15 protein-coding genes are annotated in these 19,336 nt (G+C 56.1%); 11 read left to right on the top strand and 4 right to left on the bottom strand.

Annotation, left to right across the window (positions count from 1 at the left end; all coding sequences use genetic code 11):
- Nucleotides 1-242: 242 nt before the first annotated feature.
- Entirely contained in the window at nt 243-914 is a 672-nt protein-coding gene (locus tag LAO21_22220; protein MBZ5555434.1) for a hypothetical protein, read from the bottom strand.
- 1,411 nt (nt 915-2,325) lie between these two features.
- Here LAO21_22220 and LAO21_22215 point away from each other — a divergent pair.
- Together LAO21_22215 and purH are read left to right on the top strand one after the other, a co-directional pair.
- Nucleotides 2,326-2,940: a hypothetical protein gene (locus LAO21_22215; GenBank protein MBZ5555433.1), complete on the top strand. Its 615-nt coding sequence runs from the start codon at nt 2,326-2,328 to the stop codon at nt 2,938-2,940.
- A gap of 54 nt (nt 2,941-2,994) precedes the next feature.
- The gene (purH, locus tag LAO21_22210; protein MBZ5555432.1) at nt 2,995-4,614 is read left to right on the top strand and encodes a bifunctional phosphoribosylaminoimidazolecarboxamide formyltransferase/IMP cyclohydrolase; all 1,620 of its coding nucleotides are present in this window, start codon (nt 2,995-2,997) and stop codon (nt 4,612-4,614) included.
- Between the two features lie 99 nt (nt 4,615-4,713).
- On the opposite strand, the gene LAO21_22205 is transcribed toward purH, so the two are convergent.
- On the bottom strand, nt 4,714-4,896 hold the full coding sequence (locus tag LAO21_22205) for a flagellar biosynthesis anti-sigma factor FlgM (protein ID MBZ5555431.1): 183 nt from the start codon (nt 4,894-4,896) through the stop codon (nt 4,714-4,716).
- A gap of 202 nt (nt 4,897-5,098) precedes the next feature.
- A complete protein-coding gene (locus LAO21_22200) occupies nt 5,099-6,514 on the bottom strand; it encodes a sigma-54 dependent transcriptional regulator (GenBank protein MBZ5555430.1) in 1,416 nt (471 codons plus the stop codon).
- 342 nt (nt 6,515-6,856) lie between these two features.
- Between LAO21_22200 and LAO21_22195 the strand changes: the two genes are divergently transcribed.
- The 4 genes from LAO21_22195 to LAO21_22180 all read left to right on the top strand — a co-directional run bounded on the left by LAO21_22195 (nt 6,857) and on the right by LAO21_22180 (nt 12,962).
- On the top strand, nt 6,857-8,008 hold the full coding sequence (locus LAO21_22195) for a cation:proton antiporter (GenBank protein ID MBZ5555429.1): 1,152 nt from the start codon (nt 6,857-6,859) through the stop codon (nt 8,006-8,008).
- Entirely contained in the window at nt 8,008-8,520 is a 513-nt protein-coding gene (locus LAO21_22190) for a GNAT family N-acetyltransferase (GenBank protein ID MBZ5555428.1), read from the top strand. The genes LAO21_22195 and LAO21_22190 overlap by 1 nt, the downstream gene beginning before the upstream one ends.
- A gap of 61 nt (nt 8,521-8,581) precedes the next feature.
- A complete protein-coding gene (locus tag LAO21_22185) occupies nt 8,582-9,523 on the top strand; it encodes an aldo/keto reductase (protein MBZ5555427.1) in 942 nt (313 codons plus the stop codon).
- 169 nt (nt 9,524-9,692) lie between these two features.
- Complete coding sequence (locus LAO21_22180; GenBank protein ID MBZ5555426.1) at nt 9,693-12,962, top strand: PDZ domain-containing protein; 3,270 nt, start codon at nt 9,693-9,695, stop codon at nt 12,960-12,962.
- A 715-nt stretch (nt 12,963-13,677) separates the two neighbouring features.
- Here the strand turns inward: LAO21_22180 and LAO21_22175 are convergent.
- Nucleotides 13,678-14,175: an Hsp20/alpha crystallin family protein gene (locus tag LAO21_22175; GenBank protein ID MBZ5555425.1), complete on the bottom strand. Its 498-nt coding sequence runs from the start codon at nt 14,173-14,175 to the stop codon at nt 13,678-13,680.
- A gap of 326 nt (nt 14,176-14,501) precedes the next feature.
- Here LAO21_22175 and LAO21_22170 point away from each other — a divergent pair, with 326 nt between their 5' ends.
- From LAO21_22170 to LAO21_22150, 5 genes are all read left to right on the top strand, one after another.
- Complete coding sequence (locus LAO21_22170; GenBank protein ID MBZ5555424.1) at nt 14,502-15,290, top strand: enoyl-CoA hydratase/isomerase family protein; 789 nt, start codon at nt 14,502-14,504, stop codon at nt 15,288-15,290.
- Between the two features lie 121 nt (nt 15,291-15,411).
- Nucleotides 15,412-15,744, top strand: coding sequence for a metal-sulfur cluster assembly factor (locus LAO21_22165; GenBank protein ID MBZ5555423.1), 333 nt, complete (start codon nt 15,412-15,414; stop codon nt 15,742-15,744).
- Between the two features lie 219 nt (nt 15,745-15,963).
- Nucleotides 15,964-16,767, top strand: a complete 804-nt coding sequence (locus LAO21_22160; GenBank protein ID MBZ5555422.1) for an enoyl-CoA hydratase/isomerase family protein — start codon at nt 15,964-15,966, stop codon at nt 16,765-16,767.
- Between the two features lie 64 nt (nt 16,768-16,831).
- Nucleotides 16,832-18,682: a carbon starvation protein A gene (locus LAO21_22155; protein ID MBZ5555421.1), complete on the top strand. Its 1,851-nt coding sequence runs from the start codon at nt 16,832-16,834 to the stop codon at nt 18,680-18,682.
- A 140-nt stretch (nt 18,683-18,822) separates the two neighbouring features.
- A complete protein-coding gene (locus tag LAO21_22150) occupies nt 18,823-19,050 on the top strand; it encodes a ferredoxin (protein ID MBZ5555420.1) in 228 nt (75 codons plus the stop codon).
- Nucleotides 19,051-19,336: the final 286 nt, after the last annotated feature.

Below are 19,336 nucleotides of genomic sequence, written 5' to 3'. Positions count from 1 at the left end.
CCAACAACTGGAATTTTCCTATCGCTAACTGGGACAGCAGAATGGGAGACCTGAACTTGAAAATCGACAATCACAACAGTTTTAACCAATATTCATGCGGGTCAGGGTCTTGAATCTCAGCTAATTTGGACAGCAGTGCCTTCGACTATAAAAGAATGCAAAGCTTGAGCAGAAAACAATCGAAAGACCAATGCTAAGCCCGATAATCCATTTAGTAGATATTGTCATGCCTTGGCCCCCTTCTACCAGCGAGTGTCGCCAGAGCTTCGAGGCGCTTGGGAGGTGAAAAGCTCTCCTTTGGGTGTGACGTAGAAATTTACATACAATTCGCTTCTCGCAATAGGTTGATTCGGCCGTTTGGGATCATCGTCAAACACACGGGTTAGGAAAATACTTGAACGATAGAGCGATATTTTCAGGTGGGCATCAAAGATCTTGACAGAATAGCTAGTCATCAAGTAGCCGAACTTTGTTTGATCGTATTCGGGGATCATTGATTTGAAGACGACATTGTCACGAACGAACGTTCTATCTTCGAATGATCCCAGGTCATTCTTCTTAAATTGTCCTTCGCCTAGAATCATTTTCTTGGGAAATTGTACTGGATCAGGATTCCAGCTCAGAGAACCGCCTTCGGGGGCACGCTGTTTCAACAGATTGGCGCTAACCTGTTCATATTCATCCTCCGAGATAAAGTACATCCGGTAAGAGACCTCCCAGGTGCTCCCAACATCTTTGGCACCTGGCAAGTCCACGAGGGCGAATCTCATTATTAGTTTTTCGGCATAAAGCTGTGGAGAGTAGAGGTTGGGTTCGATCCTCCGAAATACAGTCCCCGCGGGTTTTCGATCTTGCGCATAGGTGATCTGTGAGAGTGTGCCCAGATGAGTCATCGATAAGCTGGCCACTATCATGAGGCCCAGGACGAATTGAGACCGTCCAATCTCACCGCTTAGAGAGCTCTCGGTGTGCATAAGTATACCCAATGTTTCTATTGCGGACGAGTAGCCAAAACAGCCCGCGTTTCAATTATCATCATTGACATTAATTGGTTCCGCATAATCCGACTTGATTGTGCACCCAGGCCATTTGGGTTCTACTGGCATGATTTATCGATCCCCGTTCAACCGTCAAGTTTGTCGGATCTCCAATGGTTAGATCTTCTCTCCTATGGAGAGCATCTCGATTTCGATACATCTTGAATTGACCCCTGCTGCGCCTCAAGCTGGTCGGTGCAGCAGAGGTGTCACCTCAGATTGGTACAAGTCCTCGCACCAGAGACAAATTGCATTGAGCACTGTCCGGTTCGCGCGGAAAAGTCTACGGGTCCACCAACCCGGCCGCCTTATACAGTTTGTCACAAATTGCCTTGCTCCCGGTACAGGTGCAGTCATAATAACAAAAGTTGGCGTCTTCGCCAGTGTTAAGACAAGAGAACCCGGCTCCGCTGTTTCCATCAACACCAGTTATCACAACCGAACATTGAGCCTTTGCGATCCCTGATGCCAGACTGATGGTCAAGAGTAAGGCCACACAAATCAAGATAAGAGACGACAATAAGCGTTTCATAAACTTCTTCCTCCTTTTGTTGGTAGGCAATTAAGTGGAAAGCGATATCGAAGGGTTTCTTGCAGGGGCCGTTGATCTAGCGTTGAAAGGTTATAAGAAGCCCCCAATGATGTCAATTACCCAGACTTCACAGAAAGTAACGCTTTGCGACAGTTTCTATGGTTCATCTATTCGAAGTTCCAGATGCACATCGGAGTCTTTGCCAGAAGGAATCAGCAACGAACTTAGACAGATAAGCCTCCTGCCGCTGGCTATTTTCTGGGTGCTTACTCGCCCCTTGTGTATCCAATGATACATAGTCTTCTTGCTCACATTAACCAACTCGCAAGCCCTACGAATCGTTACCAGAGTGATCCCGCGATCACACTGCGGACATCGAAAAGACTTTCCCATGTCAAGAGGACCTGAATGGTCCGCCAAAAAAATGGGGGCCTCTGATTGGTGGCACCAGTTACAATGGTCCTTCATCACGCGTTCTCCTTAATTAGAGAACACCTTGGCTTCACAATAGAGATGTTGTCCCCGTATCGGGGGGGGGCGAGTGCAATCTCTCCAGAAAATAGTCGACACAATGAAACTCTGTCGTCAAGCAGAATCTCCAGTCCGGATACAACCGAATGTGGACAGCGATGAGTTCAATGCCTGCCAATAACGATATGATAATGATCCAATCGACCTCCCATTCGAGGATCGTTCATCAGGTGTCAACTTTTTGATTGACGCCGTAGGGTCGAGATTCTAGACTTTGAAGCGCATATGACTGTCGATGAAGAATTGGATGTGTTGACCGACGACATCCGCAAACTCAAGATCGAATATGAGATTTTCTTCAACGGGGGCTCCAAGAAGCCTCCCGTCGATCGGCGCGCCCGCGTCGAACATATTCTGAAAAAGTACGGGGATACCCAGAACCTGAACTTGCATCAACGCTTCCGCTACAACTCGTTGGCTTCGCGATTCTCGCTTTTTAGCGATTTGTGGCGTAACCGGATGCGGGCCCGGGAGGAGGGAATCGAAAGACGGGTCCACGTCGAGGAAGCCCCGCCGGCCCCGCCCCCGCCGCCCAAACCCTCCGGAGGCCAGGAGGTCCTCTTCAAGGAAGTGATTCTTAAGCCGGAAGAGGAGCACAGCAAAATCCTAAAACTTTACGAAAATCTCAAGGACTGCAAGGAGACCTATCACGATTCTTCCAGTCTGCCGTCGCTCGGTGCATTCGAACAATTCGTGAGCCAGAAGGCGGAACAACTCAAGAAATCGGAACACTGCACCAGTGTCGCCTTCATGATTGTGCTGGTCGACGACCACGTCAAATTCCAAGCCGCCCCCGTTCGGAGCGCGGATCCGGCTCCGACCGAACCGGTCAAATCATAACTCTTCCCGATTGGACACTCTTCAACACCAACCCTTCATCCCGAGGCTACAGCCATGCAAACACGAATATCGAGCGCGCTGATCAGCGTCCATGACAAAACCGGACTGGTGGATTTGGCCCGCGGACTGGCCGCACTGGGGATCCGGATGGTTTCTACCGGAGGAACGGCGCAGTTGATCCGCGGTGCTTCCCTGGCAGTCCGGGATGTCTCCGAAGTTACCGCCTCCCCGGAGATGTTGGGAGGGCGCGTCAAGACCCTTCACCCGCACATCCACGGGGCGTTGCTGGCCGATCGAAATGATCCGGATCACATGAAGACCCTGAAGGAGCTGGGAATCGATCCCATCGATCTGGTGGTGGTGAACCTCTATCCCTTCGAGTCCGTGAGGGAACATCGCCACGCGAATCCGGGAGAGCTCGTTGAAAACATCGATATCGGCGGGGTCACACTCCTGCGTGCTGCGGCGAAGAACTTTCGTCATGTGGCGGTGGTGGTGTCACCCGGACAGTATGGCGATGTGTTGCGCGAGTTGGAGGAGGCCGGGGGACACCTTTCCCTGAGTACGCGCCTGCAGCTGGCCCAACAGGCATACGAAGAAGTCGCTCGGTATGATGCTGCCATCGTGGAAGAATTGAGCGATTGGAGCGGTGAGGCGGGCAGCGATGAGATTGTACGCCACCGCCAGGAGCTTCCGGCGGTCCGCTTCATCGGGATCCACAAGGTCCGTGAATTGCGCTACGGGGAGAATCCGCATCAGCGGGCGGCCGTCTACCGAAAGGGAAGGCAGCTTCGCTCCGTCATCGCCACCGCGGAACCCCTTCAGGGCAAAGAACTCTCTTACAATAACCTCCTGGACCTCGACTCCGCCTGGCGATTGTCGACCGAGTTTGACCGGCCGACTGCCGTGATTATGAAGCACAACAATCCCTGCGGAGTGGCGTCCGGGGAAACGGTCACCGCCGCCTATCAGCTCGCTCTGGCATGCGATCCCGTCTCGGCATACGGATCGGTGCTTTCCTTTAACCGCCCCGTCGATCAATCCCTGGCAGAAGAGGTCGCCAAGATCTTCGTCGAAGCGATTGTCGCCCCGGGATATTCCGGCGAAGCTCGCCAGATCTTCTCAAAGAAGAAAAACTTGCGTCTGATCGAACGGGCGACCCAACCCCCGGATTCGTCTTCTCTCCCCGAGACGAGCGGGGCTCTTCCTGAAAATCGGGACATTGAATTTCGGCAGATTGATGGGGGATTTCTTGCGCAGACCGGCAATACGAAACTCCTCGACGAGCCTTCAATCAAAGTGGTTTCGCGTCGTCCGCCGAACGATCGAGAGTGGCAGGGCCTGCGGTTTGCCTGGCGCGTCGTCAAACACGTCAAGTCGAACGCCATCGTTTTTTCCCGAGGCGAACAAACGCTCGGGATCGGAGCCGGTCAAATGAGTCGCGTGGATGCCGTGAAGATCGCCGTGATGAAGGCCCAACAACCGCTGGCGGGCAGCGTGGTGGCTTCGGATGCTTTCTTCCCGTTCCGGGATGGCGTGGATGAAGCGGCGAAGGCAGGGGCCACCGCTTTCATACAGCCGGGCGGCTCGGTCCGGGATGAAGAAGTGATCGCCGCCGCTGACGAGAAGGACCTCGCCATGGTGTTTACCGGGATTCGACATTTCAGACATTGAAAGGGTGGGGGTGATTTTGGAAGTGCCCGGCCTGCCAGGACGCGCGGCGTGGCCCATTTCAGTTCCGAACTACACAACGACTTCTGAAGTCTGGGGGATTCAGGAATGGCGCATGAAGCGGTTGATTATCTTCTCGGCCACGTCTTCTGTCGGGACGGTATAAGTCCCCTCCGCAATGGCGCGACGCAACCTTTCGATCCGGTGGGCGCGTTCTTCCTCAATCCGGGTAATGAAGGTTGATCGGCCTGCACTCCGTTCACCCGTTTTTTCTTCTATCGACATGGTGAATGCCTCTGCTGCTTGATCTCTCCGATTCATAATCCATCGACGAGCCATAACGCCTCTGACCTGACCTTCCTGTTGAAGCCCTTGGCTGCTCCGTGTGCCGTTTCTTTGTACCGCCGGACCCGAGGCGCCTTTCAGCCATCTGCAAAGTTTCCTGCCTGACCCTTACCATTCGTTACGTCCGGGTCAGGGAAAAACTTTAGTCTTTTTTTACGGGAATGGGAGCATCGGCGGGGAGCAGTTCGATTCCCAGGCGTTTCATCTTCTGGATGAGCGTGGTGCGGTTCATCTGTAAAAAATCGGCGGCCTTCTGCTTGTTTCCATGGTGTCTTTGGAGGCTTTCCATGATGAGTCGGCGCTCGGTGTCCTCCACCACCTGGTCCAACGAGATGCCCTCCTCAGGGATCTGGAACGTGGACCCGGTGGCAGCGAGCGGGGCCTCCTGGATCTCCGGCGGGAGGTCTTCAATGTGAATCTGACTGCGGTTGCGGACCATCATGACCGCCCGTTCGATCGCGTTTTCCAGCTGCCGCACATTGCCGGGCCATGGGTAGTTCTGAAGCAGGCGCATCGCATCCTGGGCAATGACCTTCTGTTCTCCCTGCCCGTCGGAATACTTCTTCAAAAAAAACTGGGCAAGCAGGGGGATATCCTCCCGCCGCTCCCGCAAAGGCGGGACGACGATGGGAATCACATTCAACCGGTAGTAGAGATCTTCCCGGAAGGTTCCCTGCGCCACGCGCGTGGCCAGGTCGGCGCTGGTGGCGGCAATGACGCGCACATCCACCTTGATGGTACGGTTGTCTCCCACCCGCTCAAACTCCCGTTCCTGCAAAATCCTCAACAGCTTCACCTGGAGCATCGGGCTCATGTTTCCGATCTCGTCCAGAAAAATCGTTCCCCGGTGGGCTTGTTCGAACTTGCCGATTCGGTTCTGATGCGCGCCGGTGAAGGCGCCCCGCACGTGCCCAAACAACTCACTCTCCAGCAGGGTTTCCGGGATGGCGCCGCAGTTGATGGAGACCAGCTTCTGCTCGCGACGGGAACTGTTGTAATAGATCGCCCGTGCAATCAATTCCTTTCCGGTTCCCGTCTCGCCGGTAATCAGGACCGTGGAAGAGGTGGGACCAATCATCGCAATAGCGTCAAATATCTTCCGCATCGGCGAGCTGCTGCCGATGATGTTGGAGAAACTATAACGCTCCTTGAGCTGGGTTCGCAGCGCCAGGTTCTCTTCGCGGAGTTCCTTTTGCTCAATGGCCCTGCGGAGGGTCAGCTGAAAGTCGGTTATTTCAAATGGCTTTGTGATGTAGTCGAAGGCCCCCAGCTTGATGGCCCGGACGGCGGTTTCGATGGTGCCATAGCCGGTCACCGCGATCGCCACGATGTCAGGATACAGTGTGAGGGCTTCTTCGAGGACCTGCAGGCCGTCGACCTCGGGCATTTTCAGGTCGGTCACCAGGATGTCATAGGCGTTCTGGCGGAGTTTTTCGATGGCTTCCTGACCATTCGCTGCCGTCGCGGTTTCGATGTCAGGGAATTCACTGTTGAAGATTTCGACCAGCAAATGCCGGATCGACTCCTCATCATCGACGAGCAGTGCCTGCTTTTTCATGGGAGGCAGCATAAGAGGAATCCAACTCAGGAGCGACTACTCCTCATTATAACGAAATGCGCGGGGGAGGTCAAAAGAGGGTTTCTCCTGATCAGGCCGGGACCGCCCGCCCGGCAATGATGCAGCCGGAATGGGGAGGCAAGCCACACCGCGTCCTCAGGGGCGTGCTGCCAGCGGTTCATCTCACGGGGCGGCGGGTTGGATAAAGTCCTCCTGGGCGTTGCGCTCGACACTCAGACGAAGGCTCCGAAATCGCTTGTATGAAGAGAGGTGCTGTGGCGATAATCAGAGTCTTTTGAAGACCCGGCTTCATCACCACCCACGCACGGTCAGAGAGGCTTCTTGGAACATTCGACCCAAATCCTGTTCGAGCTTTTCTTGATGTTCGCCGCGGCGAAACTTCTGGGCGAGATTTGTGAGCGTGTCCGGCAGCCTGCAGTGATTGGGGAGATCCTTGCCGGGGTTCTTCTGGGTCCTTACGTCTTGAAGATTGTCTCGCCCTCGGAGCTGACGACGGGGATCGCGGAGATCGGGGTCATCATCCTGCTGTTCGTGGTGGGGCTGGAGACCCAGCCGAGCGAATTGTTGCGGGTGGGCGGACGAGCGGCGCTGGTCGCCGTGCTCGGTGTGGTCCTCCCTTTTGTGGGGGGCTTCGTCTATATGAAAGCGGTCAGCCACTCCACGCTCGAAGCGATTTTTATTGGGACCGCCCTGGTGGCCACCAGCGTTGGAATCACCGCTCGAGTGATGGCCGACATGCATATCCTCAGCACCGAAGTGGCGCGCATTATCCTGGGAGCCGCCGTGATCGATGATATCCTGGGGATGATCCTGCTGGCGATTGTGAGTTCTCTCTCCAACGGCAAGATCCACTATGTTTCCATTGGGTTCGTCGTCCTGGAAGCCGTGGCCTTTACCCTGATCATGGTGTTCTGGGGCAGCCGCGTCGCCGGTCGGATCAGGCCCCGCCTCGACCGGATGAACACGAGGAATCCTGCATTCATCATTGCGCTCCTGGCTTGTTTGGGGCTTTCCGTTGCAGCCAGCTACATCGGCATGGCAGCCATCATCGGCGCGTTTCTGGCGGGACTCGCCATCGCCGACCAACGGGAAGCCTGGGGGATTGAAGAGAAGACTCATGCCCTTTACGAGTTTCTCGTGCCCTTTTTCTTCGTGGTCATGGGTGCACAGCTGAATCTGACGACATTCCGGGATCGCGGCATCATGACCACGGCCTTGGTGATCACGGGGATTGCCATCCTCACCAAGCTCATCGGTTGCGGCCTGGGCGCCTGGAAGATGGGGATGCATGCCGCGCTTCGCGTAGGGTTCGGAATGGTTCCACGGGGCGAGGTGGGAATCATCGTCGCGCTGGTGGGGCTCCGCCTGCATACCATTACGGATGCCGCCTATTCCGTGGTCATTGTGATGACGATGATCACGACCTTGATGACCCCGCCGGTGTTGCGGTTACTCTTCAAAGGTGCTAAATAATGGAAATTCCAATCGGCTCATGGAAGGTCCGGACTTTTGAAATCACGGATGTGGCTCCACTCGTCCTGTACGCGAATAATTGGAACGTGGCAAAAAATCTTTGGGATACCTTTCCCCACCCCTACACGACCGAGGCTGCGCTCGGCTGGATCCATTACGCCATGGCGCAAAAACCCGAAACACACTTTGCCATCGCCTCTCCAAAAGAACTCATCGGGGGGATTGGATTCTATCCCCAGAGTGACATCTACCGGCAGTCGGCCGAGGTCGGCTTATGGGTGGGCGAACCTTTCTGGGGGAAGGGGATCGCCACCGAGGCCCTGAAGGCGGTCACCGAGTATGCCTTCGCCCATTTCCATCTTGTGCGTCTTTATGCCGGTGTGTTCGAGTGGAATCCCGCATCGGCCCGAGTGCTCGAAAAGGCGGGCTATGTCTTTGAGGGCCGGTTGAGAAAGAGTGTGGTGAAAGACGGGAAGAATATTGATCAGTTGTTGTACGCAATCGTCCGTTGAATAAGCATTTAAATTTTCGTCGGAGGCCATCATGAGCCGCAAAGTGGATCGTCGGGGGTTTTTGAAAACAACCGCAGGGGCTGTTGCGGGGATCACGGTCTTAGGAGAAGGGAAAGTGACGAGTGTGTGGGGAAGAGAAGCGGAGAGTTCCGCTCCAACCAAGATGCCCAGGCGACCCCTTGGCAAAACCGGGCACTCCGTGTGCCTCTTCAGCCTGGGCGGACAATCGACGCTCGAGCAGGCCGGCACCGAAGAGGCGTCGGTGGCCATCATTCATCGAGCGCTCGACCTCGGCGTCAACTATGTTGATACCGCGGCGGCCTACGGGAACGGCATCAGCGAGACTTATATCGGGAAAGTGATGAAGACCCGGCGGAAGGAGGTCTATCTCGCCTCCAAGACGCAGGACCGCAGCTACGAGGGTTCCATGCGTCTGCTGGAACGCACGTTGAAGAACCTGCAGACAGATCACCTGGATGCCTGGCAGATTCACCATGTCGGATCGCAGGAGGATCTCGATCGCATGTTTGCCGCCGACGGCGTGATCAAGGCCATGGAGAAGGCGCGGTCCGAAAAGATCATCAAGTACATCGGGATCACCGGCCATCGGGACCCCTTTGTACTGGCCAAAGCGATCAAGCTGTATGAATTCGACACCATCCTCATGGCGCTCAACGCGGCGGACCGGCACCACAACAGCTTCATTGAAAATCTCCTTCCGCTGGCCGTCGAGAAGAAAATGGGGATCATCGGGATGAAGATCCCGGCCCGGGGCCGCATCTTCCGGGAAGGCGGTCTCACCACCATGGAGCAGGCGATGCGTTACACGCTCAGCTTCCCGGTGTCAACGGTGATCGTCGGCATTGATACCCTTCCTCACCTGGAAGAAAATATTGGGATTGCCCGATCTTTTTCGCCGCTGAAATCAACCGAGATTGCCCTGCTGGAGGAAAAGACGAAATCCTATTTTGAGGATGCCACCTGGTTTAAATCTCGGGGATGAAATTTTACGCGGCGTGCCCGCATCCTGACTGCCCGACGGGCGGGACCGCCTCGCTCCGCCCCTCCTGTGCTAAGTGACGGTTGCAATCATTTTCAATTCAGAGCGCTCAATCGCGAAAGGAAAAACCATGCAGAGAAACCCTCGAACAGCCTCAGCTCGTGTCTTTTTCATGGCGTTCGCCGTGATCCTCTTCCTGCTCCTGTCGGCCCTCTCCGCCGCTCAAGGTCCGGACATTCATGACACAAGACTTCTGAGCCAGCCGGCTGTCAGCAAGACGCACATCGCCTTTATCTATGCGGGTGATCTGTGGGTGGCGGGCCTGGACGGAAAGAATGTCCAGCGCCTGACCACCGACGAAGGGGTGGAGTCGAACCCGGCGTTTTCACCCGATGGTTCGATGATCGCCTTCAGTGCCCAATACGACGGCAACACGGATGTGTACGTGGTCCCCGTGACCGGCGGAGTCCCCACGCGCCTCACCTGGCATCCCGGGGCCGACATCGTCCAGGGGTTCACACCGGATGGCTCAAAGGTGCTGTTTACTTCTCCCCGCGCCGTGTTCACTGGACGCTACACTCAGCTCTTCACCGTCCCGGTTAAAGGGGGGATCGAAGAACCGCTCGAGATTCCCCATGCCTTCAAGGCGACTTACTCGCCGGACGGCACCCGTCTGGCCTACAACCCGCTCTACGAGGCCTTCAACGAGTGGAAGCATTATCGGGGAGGCACGGCGTCCACGATCTGGCTTTACCAGTTCAGCGACCATTCCATCGAGAAGATTCCTCAACCCGAAGGCCGGTCGAATGACGTGGATCCGATGTGGATGGGCGACATGGTGTATTTCCGTTCCGACCGGAACGGGGAATTCAACCTGTTTTCCTATGATCTGAAGACCAAGGCCATCAAGCAACTGACCGCTCACACAGACTTTCCGGTGCTGGCGGCCTCCAGGGGAGGAGGACAGATCATCTATGAACAAGCCGGATCCCTCCACCTCTATGATCCCGCAACCCTGAAGAGCACCCGACTGACGGTGGGCGTGTCCGCGGATCTGGTGGAAACACGGCCGCGCTACGTGAAAGGGTCCAAATATATTCGCGACGCTGCCATTTCTCCTTCGGGGGCCCGGGCCGTTTTTGAATTTCGCGGCGAAATCCTCACGGTGCCCGGGGAGAAGGGTGATCCTCGCAATTTGACGAACACGGTCGCGGTCAATGAGCGGTCTCCCGCCTGGTCTCCCGACGGGAAATCCATCGCCTACCTGTCGGATGAATCGGGGGAATACGAACTTCACATTCGAAACCAGGACGGCAAGGGAGAAGTCCGCAAGATCAAGTTGTCGGGGGCGGGCTTCTACGAGGACCTTGCATGGTCTCCCGACAATCAGAAAATTGCTTACTCGGACAACTCGTGGAGCCTATTCTGGCTCGATCTGAAAACGGGCACGTCAAAGAAGATCGGTTCGGAATATCTTTATGGGCCCGGCCGCGCGAAGACCATTCACCATGTCTGGTCTCCGGATTCCAAGTGGATTGCCTACACTTTGGACAGCAAGGCGTACATTCAGGCGGTCTACGTTTATTCCATCGATCAAGACAAGTCCTTCGCCATCACGGACGGTCTGAGCGAAGTCAGCGAGCCGGTATTTGACGAGAGTGGAAAGTACCTCTACTTTTTCAGTTCCACCGATGCTGGGCCGGTGAAGGAATGGTTTGCCATGTCGAACGCCGACATGCGTGTCACGTGGTCGCTCTACCTGGCGGTCTTGCGCAAGGACCTCGCCTCGCCGCTGGCCAAGGAGAGCGATGAGGAAAAGGGAGCGCAGAAGGAAGAAAAGGCCAAGGAAGAGAAGCCCAAAGAGGCCACCAAGCCTGCAGAGCCATTCTCCATTGATTTCGATGGACTCAACCATCGCATCGTGGCCCTCCCGATCCCCGCAGGGGATTATCGCAACCTGAAGGCCGGAACCGCCGGTCAGATCTTTTTTATTGAAGGCGCCCCCGGAGGGCAGTCCGCATTCGGACCGGGTGATGAAGAGAAGACGACGTTACATCAATACGATCTGGCCAAAAGGAAAGATGAATCCTTCATGACCGACGTCCGGGAATTCGAACTTTCCTTTGATAAGAAAAAGCTGCTCTATACTTCGAAGGGGAGCTTCGGCATTGTCCCGACGACGGGCAAGATCACGCCGGGGCAGGGAAAGCTGAACACGGACGCGATGGAAGTGCTGATCGATCCCCGGGCCGAATGGAAGCAGATATTCAATGAGGCATGGCGAATCAACCGCGATTACTTTTACGATCCCCATATGCACGGGGTGGATTGGAACGCGATGCGGGAGAAATACGCGGCGTTCCTCCCGCACGTGGCGACGCGGAGCGACTTGAACCGGGTGATGCAATGGATGTTCAGCGAGCTTTCTGTGGGACACCACCGCGTCGGCGGCGGAGATTTTCTCTATCAGCCCAAGAACGTCCCGGGCGGACTGCTGGGCGCCGATTATTCCGTCGAGAATGGACGCTACCGATTCAAGAAGGTGTACGGGGGTCTCAACTGGAATCCGGAACTCCGGTCCCCTCTGACCGAACCGGGTGTGGACGTCAAGGGGGGAGAGTACTTGCTCGCCGTGCAAGGGAGGGATTTGCGCCCGCCGACGGATCTCTACAGCCGGTTCGAAAATACCTCAGGGAAAATCATTGAGATCACGGTCGGGCCCAACCCCGATGGCACCGGCGCTCGCACCGTCTCCGTGGTCCCCATCGCCAACGAAGGGGCCTTGCGCAATCGCGACTGGGTGGAAGGAAATCTCAAGAAGGTGGATGATGCGACGGGCGGCCGAGTGGCTTACGTCTACGTGCCCAACACCAGCACCCTGGGTCATACCTACTTTAAACGCTACTTCTTCCCGCAGTCTTCCAAAGACGCCATTATCGTGGACGAGCGATTTAATGGGGGGGGCCAGGTGGCGGATTACTACATCGACATCCTGCGGCGGCCCTTGAGCGCTTACTGGGCCATGCGATATGGAGCGGACCTCAAGACCCCGTCCGCTTCGATACAGGGCACGAAGGTGATGCTCATCGACGAGACGGCCGGCTCGGGGGGCGATCTGTTGCCCTGGATGTTTCGCAAATTCAATATCGGGAAACTCATCGGCAAGCGGACCTGGGGCGGGTTGGTGGGAATCCTGGGATTTCCGCCTCTGATGGACGGGGGTTTTGTGACCGCACCCAACCTCGCGATCTGGACCGAAGAAGGATGGGTGGTCGAGAACGTTGGCGTCCCGCCGGACATCGAAGTGGAACAGACACCAGCGGATGTTATTCAGGGGCGTGACCCGCAACTGGAAAAGGCGATTCAAGTCGTCATGGAGGAACTCAACAAGAATCCTCCGAAGCAGTTGAAGCGCCCGGCCTATCCGGTAAAGAACAAGTAGGAATGGAAGCGGCGCCGAGGTGGAACCCGCGTTAATGGGGAACGGCTGAGTAGTGACGAGGGGGTGAGAATTCAAGGCTGCTGTCCCTTTAGGCCCGGAGGGCTGCCCGAATGTAGCCCCACCTGAAGATCCGTCCCGCGCTCTTTGCGGGGCGGAGCGAGGGTGGGGTAGCGGTCCCGCCATGACATCTGAGCCCCGCTGGCGGGGCGCAAGAGTCTCCCAAATGGATTTTCGGACCACGCTGACAACAATTCCCTGCCATGTTTCTCTCCGTCCCCCGTTCCTCTTCCCATTTCACGAATTGGTGGAGCCCAGCTCCACTGGTTGGATTCACGAAGCGAGGTCGGGACCCTGGATGTTTTCCTGGCAAGTGGGGCGCCCTCGGAAGATCTCTTTTGACAAAGAGGGGGCGAGTTCTTTCGAGGTGCAAGGCATCGAATTGGACGTTCGGTATACGTGGAACTGAATATAATGTTTCGCCCCGCCAGCGGGGCTCTTACATTTTCACTCATTGGTACCCCGCCCTCGCCCCGCAAAAAGAAAAAGCGCGGGGCTCAGACGGGGCTACATTCTTCGAGCCCTCCGGGCCTAAAGAGGAGTTCCGGTGGGGCTATGCGCCACGGCGCAAGAGCGCTTCGGGCCTTGACCGACAGTCCCCTTGGCTCGAAAAGCTTGGATCGACAGAGCACCCTTTCTCAGGCGCGTCTTCCCAGGATTATCCCTTTGCTGCGGATGCCTTTAATGGGATCTCCTTAGGACTTCCAACCCCGATCTGAATCGTCTTCGGCTTGGCCTCCTCCCGCTTCGCGATATTGATGCTGAGGACGCCGTCGTTCAATGAGGCATTGATCGACTCGGGGTTTAGGTTGCCGGGGAGGGTGAAGGTACGCGCGAAATGACCGTAAGCCCGTTCCAAGCGGTGATAATTCTTTTCGTCCTTCTTCTCCTCGAACTTTCGCTCCCCTTGAATGGTCAATACGCCATTCTCAATTGAAATGGAGAGGTCTTCCTGTTTGAACCCCGGCACTTCAACCGCAAATGAAAGTTGCTCGTTGGTTTCGTAAATGTCCACGGCCGGGGACCACGATGAGGAAAGCCCCTCTTGACCGAGCGTTCTTCCAGAGGGACCGGAAAACGCCTCGTCAAATAAACGATTCATGCGATCCTGAAACAGCTGCAGGTCGCGAAACGGATCTGCCCATCGAATTAGCATAGTTCCACCTCCAAGACTCTAACGTTTGATTCTTGCTCTCCAACCACTGGAGCGCTGCATTCAATCCAAAAGTAAAATTGGGATTCCCCGATGTCAAGTTGAGGTGCGGGATTTTTTTGATTTCAGCGGGTTCGGATTACCTCTTCCGGCGTACGCAAGGGCTGGAAGCGGTTCATAAGGAGGAGACGAGCGACCGTCAGTCGCGATTTTGGAGGGGATTCATCGTACCTTGACAGATTTGGTGCCGCGATGTCTAATCTCTTTTTCCGAAGCCACCCACTGATCTCATTGCGGCTGACCCGCGTGCCGGAACAGGAAATTTCGACATGGGAAAGAACTTAGTGGATTATCGCCTGGAGGACGGGGTTGCAGTGGTCGAACTGAATGATCCCCCTGCGAACACTTACTCTTACGCCTTGATGCAGCAGCTCGACTCCGCGATCCTCGAGGCCCGGATGGACGATGCCGTCCATGTAATTGTGTTACGGGGAGCCGGGGAGAAATTCTTTTGTGCGGGCGCCAATATCGACCTGCTCTCGAAAATGACCTCAACGTATAAATATTATTTCTGCCTGCATGCCAATGAGACCCTCAACCGGCTGGAGCAGACCCCCAAACTGGTCATTGCGGCGCTCAACGGCCACTGTGTCGGGGGCGGCCTGGAGGTGGCCCTCGCCGCAGATGTTCGACTGGCATCTAAAGGCGCCGGCAAACTGGGATTTCCTGAGGTCTCGCTGGGTGTCCTGCCAGGAACGGGAGGGACCCAACGGCTCGCCCGCGTATTGGGCCGGACCCGCTCCCTGGAGTTGATGGCGACCGGGAAGCTGATCACCTTCGAGGAAGCGAAAAGACTTGGATTAGTGAGTGAAGTGTTCGAGAAGGAAAGTTTCTGGGATGACGTGAGGCAATATGCCCGGGATTTCTGTCCACCCCACAAGGCGGCAATGGCCGTGGGCCGCATCAAGCGCAGCGTCATCTCAGGGCTGGAGGTGGGATTTCACGAAGGACTCGCGCTTGAGCGGGAGATGCAGCAGGAGTTGTTTGAGAGCGAGGATTCGCGGGAAGGATTGAGCGCCTACCTCGAGAAGAGGAAACCCGTTTTCACAGGGAAATAGATCTTTCATGCTGTGCGGATGGGTCGAACTCGGGCAATTTTCAAATGTAAGAATCTTTCTGTGAGGGCGTCCGCCGCTTCATGCCACGCGCGCTTGCAGGGAAGAAAATGAGGAGAATTCCATGATCACCAAGGAAAGGGTAATGGAGGTACTTAGAAACTGTTACGATCCGGAGATCCCGATCAATATAGTGGACATGGGGCTCATCTACGACGTGGATATCAATAATGAAGAGGGAAAGATCCACGTCAAGATGACGCTCACCGGACCCGGATGCCCCTCTCACGTCATGATGAGTGAAGATGCGAGGATGCGGATTCTCACTTCGGTCGATGGGGTCAAGGACTGCGTCGTCGAAGTGGTGTGGGAGCCGCCCTGGCACCCGAGAATGATGTCCCCCGAGGCAAAGAAGCAGTTGGGTATCCCCGAAGAAGAAGAGACGCCGGCCCCATGAGCCTCATGGGTCCATTGACGGGATCAGGGTTGGGGGATGGATGGCCGCCGGGTTGAGGGCGGTGTTTCACGGGAGATGCGGACGAGGTTGAGGGCGGAGGGTGCCGTCTCGCGTGGTGTGATGCTTGCCCCGGCAATTCTGTGAATGGGTTCTCCGCTGAGTTGGTCATCAGTTGTGGGGATGGTGTGTGAATTGGTTACAATCCAGACAACATCAATTTTGATCGCAAAGCATGATCGCGTCGCCACGATCACCCTGAATCGGCCTTCGAAGCTGAATGCCTTCGACACGACGATGATCCAGTCGCTGGGGGAGGCGCTTGCTTCGCTTCTGGTCGAGGAGAAGACAATTCGTTGTGTCCTGGTGACAGGGGCGGGGCGCGGTTTTTGTTCCGGCGCCGACCTCGACTATCTTGTGGCTTTGCGGCGCGAGAACCGGACAGAGGAATTCCGCCGGCTGCTGGAAGGCGGGCGGCGCGTTGTAACGCTCCTGAGACGAATGCCCATGCCGGTGATTGCAGCAGTGAACGGGCCCGCCGCCGGAGGTGGCGCTTCGCTCGCCATGGCCTGCGACATCCGCATTGCAAGTGAATCCGCCACCTTTACCCAGGCTTTTGCCAAGGTTGGCGTTCATGCGGACTTTGGCGCTTCGTTCTTGTTGCCGCGGCTGGTCGGTGAATCCAAAGCCCGCGAATTGCTTTTTACTGCGGAGACGATCACGGCCGCGGAAGCCTGCCGGATCGGACTGGTCAGCCAGGTCGTCCCACCCGAGCACTTGCCCGCATCGTCCGTTTCGATTGCAAAGTCCATTATCACGCGTGCCCCGCTGCCGTTGAGGCTGATGAAACAATCGCTCGTACAGTATTCCGAGGAGGCATTTCAAGAGGCACTGGACCGGGAACTGGAGGCGCAATTGGAGTGCTTTGCTTCGGACGATTTTCTCTGCCGTCTGGAGTCGTTTGTTAGAAAAGGTGAAGCAGAGCTCGTCGCTCGAGAATCCTCCGACGAAGACGGCTGCGGATGAGACCCACAGAATCGGGATCCTCCTTAGCGCTCCCATCTCATTAATCCTAATCATCTGAGTTTCCATGAATGCGCTGCCCATCATTCTTGGCGCCCTCGCCGTGATCGCCATCGGCTACCGCTATTACTCCTTGTTTATTGTGACAAAGGTAGCGGTGCTGGATGATTTGCGGCAGACACCAGCCTACCGGTTCTACGATGGGCAGAATTATTTCCCCACTCCCAAATGGGTATTGTTCGGACATCACTTTGCGGCTATTGCCGGGCCGGGTCCGCTGATCGGCCCGGTCCTGGCGGCGCAGTTCGGATACCTCCCGGGTTTACTGTGGCTGGTGTTCGGGGTGGTGTTGGGCGGCTCGGTACACGACATCATTATCCTGTATGCCTCGGTTCGCCGCGACGGCAAGTCTCTGGCCGAGATTGCGCGCGGTGAGATTTCCTCCCTTTCGGGTTACACAGCGGCAATCGCGATTCTGATGATCGTGGTGATTGCCATGGCAGGCGTGGGACTGGCGGTCGTCAATGCCCTTCGGGAAAGCTCCTGGGGTACATTCACGATTGCCATGACGATCCCGATCGCCATCGTGATGGGCCTGTGGATGTTTCGGAGGGAGAAACCACGGGTCATGCCGGCCACCGTCTTCGGCGTCACCCTGACCCTCGTCGCCTTGATTGTGGGACGATGGATCCCCGGCTCAGCGCTGGAACGCTTCTTCTCGTTTAATCATCCTCAGATCACCTTGTTGTTGGCGGCCTATGGCTTTATCGCCTCCGTGCTGCCGGTCTGGCTATTGCTTTCCCCGCGCGACTATCTCAGCTCATACATGAAGATTGGCGTGGTCGTGGCGCTCATCCTGGGGGTGATGATCGCTCACCCCGACTTGAAAATGGCGGCGCTTACCAAGTTCATCCATGGAGGAGGTCCAATCATCCCCGGGAAGGTGTACCCGTTCGTCTTTATCACGATCGCCTGTGGCGCCATCTCGGGCTTTCATGCTTTGATCGGATCCGGCACGACGCCCAAAATGATTTCCAAGGAATCGCACATTCGTCCCATTGGATACGGCGCCATGCTGGTGGAGGGGATCGTCGGGATCGTGTGCCTGGTTGCCGCCAATTCCATGTACACGGGAGACTACTACACCATCAACGTCCCGGTGCAGAAGATGGCGGCGGTTCGGGCGGCCAACCCCGATATTGCCGACCAGTTGGTTCCGAAGAACCTGCCCATGCTGGAGGCAGAGGTCGGAGAAAAAGTTGCAGGCCGAACGGGCGGGGCGGTGTCGCTGGCCGTGGGCATGGCGCAGATCTTCACCGCGATCCCCGGATTGCGAAATCTGATGTCGTACTGGTATCACTTTGCCATTGTATTTGAGGCCCTCTTCATCCTCACGACGATCGATGCAGGCACGAGAGTCGGCCGATTCATCCTTCAGGAACTGCTGGGCAAGGCCTGGAAGCCGATGGCGAGAACGGACTGGATCCCGGGTAGTGTTATTGCTACGACCGTGATTGTTTTTTCCTGGGCCTATTTTATTTTGACCGGTTCCATCTCCACGATCTGGCCCATGTTTGGAATTTCAAATCAATTGCTGGCGTCAATCGCCCTGTGCGTCGGGACGACCGTGATTATCAATTCCAAGCGTGCGAGGTATGCATGGGTCACGCTGTTGCCGCTGGCGTTTGTGGCCACCACGACAATGACGGCCGGATGGTTGTCGATCACCGGCAATTTCATTCCGCTGACACGAGATCCGGCGACTGCATTTCAAGGCTGGCTCGATGCCATCCTGACCGCGATCATGATGACCGCGCTCGTCATTGTCCTGGTGGATTCTCTTCGAAAATGGAAAGCAGTTCTGTTTCCGCGTCCTCCCGCCCTCCCGGTAGTGGATCGTGCCCTGGCCGCGGAATAACATCCCGTAGTAACGACTTCAGTCGTTGCGTCCTTTAGCATAAGCTGTCGTAGTAACGACTTTAGTCGTTATGTTGTTGAATATTGTCTCGGGAATTAACCGAGGTCTCCGAACCCAATCGACCGTCAAGTCATTTACCCATGACCAAGCTGAACATCATCATCAATCGTCCCAAGTGCATTGCGGCCGGCAACTGCATTGAGACCGCGCCTGAAACCTTTGCCCTGGACGAGCGGTCGAAGGCGATTGTCACGAATCCGGAGGGCAATGACGACGACACCATCATTGAAGCCGCCCGCTCCTGTCCCACCGATGCCATCACGATTCTTAATGCTGAGACCGGGGAACAAATCTGGCCGGAAGAGTGAGCGGATCGCTTGGTAGGGTAGTGCACGACTTTAGTCGTGCTGGGGATAGCGGATGGGGTGGAAGGGCACGACTTTAGTCGTGCCGAGGACGGCGAGTTTGGTGGTAGTGCACGACTTCAGTCGTGCCCTACCACGCCCAAGCGAGGAAATGTCGGTGCCTTCTATGAGGCTGTTTTTGTCAAGCTCCTTGTGCGCTGCTTTTCTGCTCGGGTTTGGTGGCTCTTTTTTCAGTTCGGGAAATTCCTGGAATTGTCCCGGAACGACCTTCTATCCGTGCCGATCAAAG

Source organism: Terriglobia bacterium, assembly GCA_020073085.1.
GTDB lineage: Bacteria > Acidobacteriota > Terriglobia > JAIQFV01 > JAIQFV01 > JAIQFV01.
This window is presented reverse-complemented; position numbering and strand designations above follow the sequence as displayed.